The 6,145-nt window shown below is 66.9% G+C and carries 4 protein-coding genes; all 4 read right to left on the reverse strand.

Annotated elements, in window-relative coordinates; translation table 11 throughout:
• Window positions 1-91 precede the first annotated feature (91 nt).
• The 4 genes from QZV84_RS02110 to zwf are packed head-to-tail and all read right to left on the reverse strand — an operon-like array spanning window position 92 to window position 6,107.
• Window positions 92-1,975, reverse strand: coding sequence for a glycoside hydrolase family 15 protein (locus tag QZV84_RS02110; protein ID WP_292824611.1), 1,884 nt, complete (start codon window positions 1,973-1,975; stop codon window positions 92-94).
• A 32-nt stretch (window positions 1,976-2,007) separates the two neighbouring features.
• Complete coding sequence (locus tag QZV84_RS02115) at window positions 2,008-2,949, reverse strand: SMP-30/gluconolactonase/LRE family protein (protein ID WP_292824613.1); 942 nt, start codon at window positions 2,947-2,949, stop codon at window positions 2,008-2,010.
• 11 nt (window positions 2,950-2,960) lie between these two features.
• Complete coding sequence (locus QZV84_RS02120; RefSeq protein ID WP_292824615.1) at window positions 2,961-4,661, reverse strand: FAD-dependent oxidoreductase; 1,701 nt, start codon at window positions 4,659-4,661, stop codon at window positions 2,961-2,963.
• A gap of 45 nt (window positions 4,662-4,706) precedes the next feature.
• Window positions 4,707-6,107 carry a glucose-6-phosphate dehydrogenase gene (zwf, locus tag QZV84_RS02125; protein ID WP_292824617.1) on the reverse strand — a complete coding sequence of 467 codons (1,401 nt, stop codon included), beginning with the start codon at window positions 6,105-6,107 and terminating at the stop codon, window positions 4,707-4,709.
• Window positions 6,108-6,145: the final 38 nt, after the last annotated feature.

Here is a 6,145-nt window from a genome sequence, read left to right on the forward strand (position 1 = left end):
GTATCTGTCATGCACTCATTCCTATCGCTTGCAGGTGGAGTTCTACCGGACGCCCCCGATTCCGGCGAGACCTCGGTGCACGGATGCAGGACTACGGTCGCGTGCCATGGAAGCCGGCCCTGAGCACGGGGTCGACTTGGTCCGCCCCGTGGTCGAGCTGGTAGTCGAGGTTCACGGCGGCGTTGATCAGAGCGAGGTGACTGAAGGCTTGGGGAAAGTTCCCGAGCTGGTCACCAGTGAGCCCGATCTCTTCGGCGAAGAGGCCGATGTGATTGGCGTAGGTCATCATCTTCTCGAAGGTCAGCTGAGCTTCGTCGAGGCGTCCAGACCGGGCGAGGGCATCGACGTAGAAGAAGGAGCAGAGTGTGAAGGTGCCCTCCGAGCCGCGCAGTCCATCAGGTGAGGCGCTGGGGTTGTATCGATAGACGAGGCTGTCCGAGACCAGCTCGTCGTCGATGGCTGCCATGGTCGAGGTCCACATCGGATCGTGAGGGGCGATGAAGCCCATGAGCGGCATCAGCAGCAGCGAGGCGTCGAGCACGTCAGTGTCGTAGTGCTGGACGAATGCCTTGCGGTTCGGGTGCCATCCTCGCGTCATGATCTGCTCGTAGATGCGGTCCCGTTCGAGAGTCCAGCGGAGGATCGGCGCAGGGCGCCCGCTTGATCGAGCGAGGCGGATGGCTCGATCGAGCGCCACCCAGCACATGAGGCGACCGTACGTGAACGACTGCTGCCCGCCGCGTGTCTCCCAGATGCCCTCTTCGGGCCTGTCCCAGTTCTCGCACACCCAGTCGATCACTTCGCGAACCTGGGTCCAGGCTGTGTGCGAGAGGGGGAGACCACGCGCGTCAGCCAGATAGATCGCGTCCATGGCCTCGCCGTAGATGTCCAGCTGGAGCTGGTCGGCGGCGCCGTTGCCGATACGCACCGGGTGGGATCCTCGGTAGCCGTCGAAGTGGGCCAGCGTCTCTTCCGAGATGTCCGACGAGCCATCGACGCGGTACATGATCTTCAAAGGCCCGGATGCCGCGCCGGCGCTGTCTGCGATGCGATCGCCGAGCCAGGACACGAATGCCGCGGCCTCGTCCTTATAGCCGAGACCGAGCAGTGCATGCACAGAGAAGGAGGCGTCCCGTACCCAGGTATAGCGATAGTCCCAGTTGCGTTCGCCGCCGATCTGTTCGGGGAGTGAGCAGGTCGGGGCGGCGATCATCGCCCCCGTGGGGGCGTAGGTGAGCAGCTTGAGGGTCATCGCGGAGCGGGTGACTGCCTCGCGCCATCGTCCGGTATAGGTCGACTTGGCCAGCCAGCTCTGCCAGTACGCATGGGTGTCGTCGTACAGTGAGAGCAGCTCCTCGCGGGAGATCTGCTGCGGTGCGGCCCCGCCCGACTCCAGCATAAGTCCCGTCACCTCACCGGCCCTGAGGGTTGTGGTCACCCGCACCCCGCGATCGACAACGTCGACCACACCGGCACGGTTCGCGCCGCGGACGACGGGGTCGCCGACGCGGTGAACCGTGAGGGTGAGGTCATCCGAAGTGAAAACGGTCCCCTCGTCGGTGACCGTCGTCTGGTGATCGGCGCGGCCGTAGTCGAAGCGGGGTTGGATCTCCGCGACGAAGGTCATCGTTCCCCGCACGATCCGGACCAGGCGGACCAGGCGGTGTCGGTCGGTGGCAGGGCCGTCGGCCACCGGCATGAAGTCGATCACTTCGCCGACTCCGGACTCGGTCATGAACCGGGTCAGCAGGATGGCCGTCCCGGGAAGGTACAGCTGCTTGGTGACGTACTCGACGCCGTCGGGTCGCATCGAGAAGTACCCACCGCGCGCTGGGTCGATGAGCGATGCGAAAACCGTGGGCGAGTCGAATCGCGGACAGCAGAACCAATCGATCGTGCCGTCGGTGGAGACCAGAGCGGCGGTCTGCAGATCGCCGATCAGGCCGTGGTCACTGATCTGGGGAATGTCAGGCATGTGTTCTCCTCTGGTTCGTCGGTCTTGTCGTCCTAGGCAGCCGACGGCCACCACCCCGGTTCGGGGCGAAACGCCTCGGCTGCCAGACCCGTCGCTTCGGTGGCGAAGCGGTAGACGCGGCCGGCACCCGGCTCGGCGGCACGCTCCTCGCCGGTCCAACCCTCCGTCGCGGTGGTCACGTACAGTGTGTGAAGCCCCGGCCCCGCGAAGCCGCAGCACGTGCTCTGGGCGGCGGGCGTGTGGAGCACCTCTCGCAGTTCTCCGGCCGGTGAGTAACGGTGGACCCGACCTCCCCCGTAGATCGCCACCCAGAGGTCGCCACGGGCGTCCACGGTCATGCCGTCGGGCGCGCCGACCTCGTCAGCGACAGAGACCAGCACGCGCTGATCGGACACGGTGCCTGCGACCGGGTCGAAGGCGAACGCGTAGACCACACGTGGTCCGCTGTCGACGAGGTACATCGTGCGGCTGTCGGGGCTCCATCCCAGACCGTTCGAGATCGTCAGACCCTCCAGCATCACCTCGCAGCGACCCCGGTGATCGAGACGGTAGAGCGTTCCCCCGCCTTCGTGGTGGTCGTCGGCGAGGGTGCCGGCCCACAGCCTCCCGGAAGTGTCGCACGCAGCGTCGTTCATCCGTGTGCCCGGCGGTGAAACCTCGGGGAGGACTCGGTAGGACCCGTCGAGCCGGAGATGGATGAATCCCCGATCGGCGGCCAGGAGCCAGCCGTCGTCGTCGGCGACCGGCGCGATCGCTCCCACCGTTCCGGGCAGATCGTACGTGCGCACCGGGACGAGGTCGCCATCGAGGCCGACCCGCTCGCGGAAGACGCGGCCGGCGAGAATGTCGACCCGGAGCAGCTCGCCGCCGCGGCGGGCGTCCCATCGGACTCCCTCGCCGAGTTCGGCCTGCTCACTCCAACACGCGGCGGCTGCGGGCGGCTGGACGGCGGTGTCGCCTTGGATCTCACTCATGATCGCGTCTTTCAGCGCGCGGGGGGCGCCATGAGGATCGCGTGCGAGAGCATGCCCCCGGAGCGATCCTTGGCGTCGAAGCCGTGCTGGAGCAGGATCCGGGTCGCGTAGTAGGCCCGTTGCCCTGAGCGGCACAGCACATGGATCTCACGATCGCGCGGGAGTTCGTTCAGGCGAGCGCGCAACTCGCCGAGCGGAATATTGATCGACCCGGGGGCGCGCTCGACCGCGAGTTCTGCGCGGTCGCGCACATCGAGGAGGAACTCCCCGTCAGCGGCGGCATCCCAGTGACTGATCGGCATGTCGCCACGCAGGACGTCGGCCCCGACCATCCCGGCGAAGTTCACCGCGTCTTTGGCGCTGCCGAAAGGCGGGGCGTAGCAGAGTTCCGCTTCTTCGAGGTCGTACATGGTCCCGCCGAACTGGATGGCCAGTGCGATGTGGTCGATGCGCTTGTCGACGCCATCTTGCCCGACGGCCTGGGCACCGATGACGCGCCCGTCCGACCGCCGGAACAGGACCTTCATGGCGATCGGCTTCGCGCCCGGGTAGTAGCCGGCGTGTGAGTTGGGATACAGGTAGATCTTCTCGTAGTCGGTGTCGCCCAGGCGCTTGAGGGTTCTCTCGTTCACGCCGGTCCAGGCGACCGTCGAGCCGAAAAGCCCGACGATCGCAGTGCCCTGCGTGCCTCGAAAGGCCGACTCACGGCCGGCGATCGCCTCCGCGGCGATGCGGCCTTGCCGATTGGCGGGTCCGGCGAGGGCCATCAGACTCCACTCGCCCGTGACGAAGTCGCGCACCTCGACCGCGTCGCCGACGGCGTAGATGTCGGGGTCGCTCGTGCGCATCTGCTCATCCACGCGGAAGCCGCCCAGGTCGCCGATCTCCACTCCGGCCGCCTTCGCCAAAGTGGTGTCGGGGCGGACGCCGAGCGCAAGTATCACCAGGTCTGCCGGGTATGTCGCGCCAGACCTGGTGGTCACCACGAGTGAGTCGTCTTCGTCGGGTGCGAAGCCGGCGACCCCGTCGCCGACGATGACGTTGACGCCGTGCAACCCGAGGAAGTCGCCGACCAGCCGGCCGTACTCGTGGTCGAGCGGCGTGAGAACCTGATCGGCCATCTCGATGACGGTGACATTGAACCCGCGCTCGGCGAGATTCTCGGCCATCTCGAGGCCGATGAATCCGCCACCCACGATGACAGCGTGCCGCCGAGGGCGGACCGTCTGGAAGCCGGAGTACTTCTCCATTCCGGCGAGGAAGCTCGTGCGGCGGTCGATCCACTCCCGGATCTCCCGGGCATCGGGAACGGTGCGGACCTGGAAGATGCCCGGCAGGTCGATGCCGGGAAGGGGAGGACGTATCGAGGCGGCCCCGGGTGAGAGGACGAGCTTGTCGTAAGCCTCGGTGGTGACGGCGCCGGTCGCGACGTCTCGCAGTTCGACGGTCTTGTCGGCCGCGGAGATGCCGATGACCTCGCATCCGGTGCGGCAGTCCACGTTGAACTGCTCTCTGAAGACCCGTTCGTTCGCGACGAGTAGGCTCGACTCCTGTTCGATCACTCCGCCGACATGGTAGGGCAGCCCGCAGTTCGCGTACGAGACGTACGGGCCGCGTTCCAGCAGCAGTATCTCGGCCCGCTCGTCCAATCGACGCAGCCGCGCCGCGCACGACGCGCCGCCGGCGACTCCTCCGACGATGATCACTCTCATGTCACTGCTTCCTTCTTCTCGGTCGATAGGTGTGCGTGTCGGGGGTCAGATCCATGGACCGCGCCAGCCGCCGACATCGGCGACGAGGGCGTCGGCAGCCGCCGGTCCCCACGAGCCGGGCTCGTATGGATGGACGGGGCCGGGCCGGTCGAGCAGAGGCTGCACGATCCGCCAGGCTTGGTCGACCGTGGCCTGCGGGGCGAATCGGATGCGGCGCCCCTGGAGCGCCGCGTGCAGCAGCACTTCGTATGGTGTGGGTCCCTCGCCGCCTTGTGAGGCGAACTCCATGTCGAGCTTGATCGCCTCCGGGGTGGGAGCGTCGGCGCGCTGGGCCTGCAGGACGAGCCGCACGCCGGTGTTCGGATCCAGCTTCACGACGAGCTGGTCGGGTTCGCTGTCCGGTCGCCTCAGGCCGAATCCGAGCCGGGGTGACTGCTTGAAGACCAGGCGCAGCTCCGTCTGGGTGACCGGAAGGCACTTGCCCGTGCGGATGATGATCGGCACGCCGGACCATCGCCAGTTCTCGATCTCCAAGCGCACGGCGCAGTAGGTTTCAGTCGTCGATCCGGCCGCGACGCCGTCGATGGATCCGTACCCGTCGTATTGCCCGCGCACGTAGTGGTCAGGGCTTGCCTCCGAGATCGCGCGCAGCGCCTCGGTCTGCGCGGCGCGCAGTGATTCGGGGTCTCCGTGCGCCGGGGCCTCCATCGTGGCAGCGGCCAGCAGCTGGAAGAGGTGGTTCACCACGACGTCGCGCAACGCGCCGACCGGATCGTAGAAGTGACCGCGGGTCGCCACCCCGAACTCTTCAGCCAGGGTGATCTGCACGCACTCGACATAGTTCCGATTCCAGATCGGCTCGAGCATGGTGTTGGCGAATCGGAGGTAGAGGATCTCCTCGAGGCCCATCTTCCCGAGGTAGTGATCTATCCGGTAGAGCTGTGATTCGTCGAGGTGCGCGTGCAGTTGTTCGGCCAGCGCCGTAGACGAGGCGAGGTCATGCCCGAAGGGCTTCTCCACGACGACCCGCGCCACCGTGGTCAAACCGGCCTGCGCGAGGCCCGCCACCACCGTGCCGAACAGGAACGGGGGGATCTCGAGGTAGAAGACCGGAAGAACTGCCGCGCCGAGAGCATGAGCGATCCGCGCATAGGTCCCTTCATCGGTGAGGTCGCCCTGAACGTACGAGAGACGCTCGGCCAGACGGCTGAACACCGCCTCGTCGAGCAGCTCGCCGGTTGCGACGATCGAGGTCCTGGCCCTGTCTGCGAGCTGTTCCACCGTCCAGTCCTCGACCGCCACACCGATGATCGGGCACGTCAGAAGGCCGCGCTGCTCGAGGCGGTACAGCGAACGGAACGTCATCACCTTGGCCAGGTCTCCCGTGATCCCGAAGATCACCAGGGCGTCGCCGGGCTGGTCGGCGGTCTGGGCCGGCTGGGTCATGATCGTGCTCCTTCTGTCGCGGCCAGACGCTCGATGGC

This window comes from Microbacterium sp. (assembly GCF_011620715.1).
GTDB lineage: Bacteria > Actinomycetota > Actinomycetes > Actinomycetales > Microbacteriaceae > Microbacterium.

What these genes read in the sequence shown, in the direction of transcription:
- QZV84_RS02110 (WP_292824611.1), bottom strand. Translation starts at nt 1,975, where the DNA reads ATGCCTGACATTCCCCAGATCAGTGACCACGGCCTGATCGGCGATCTG.
- QZV84_RS02115 (WP_292824613.1), bottom strand. Translation starts at nt 2,949, where the DNA reads ATGAGTGAGATCCAAGGCGACACCGCCGTCCAGCCGCCCGCAGCCGCC.
- zwf (WP_292824617.1), bottom strand. Translation starts at nt 6,107, where the DNA reads ATGACCCAGCCGGCCCAGACCGCCGACCAGCCCGGCGACGCCCTGGTG.
- QZV84_RS02120 (WP_292824615.1), bottom strand. Translation starts at nt 4,661, where the DNA reads ATGAGAGTGATCATCGTCGGAGGAGTCGCCGGCGGCGCGTCGTGCGCG.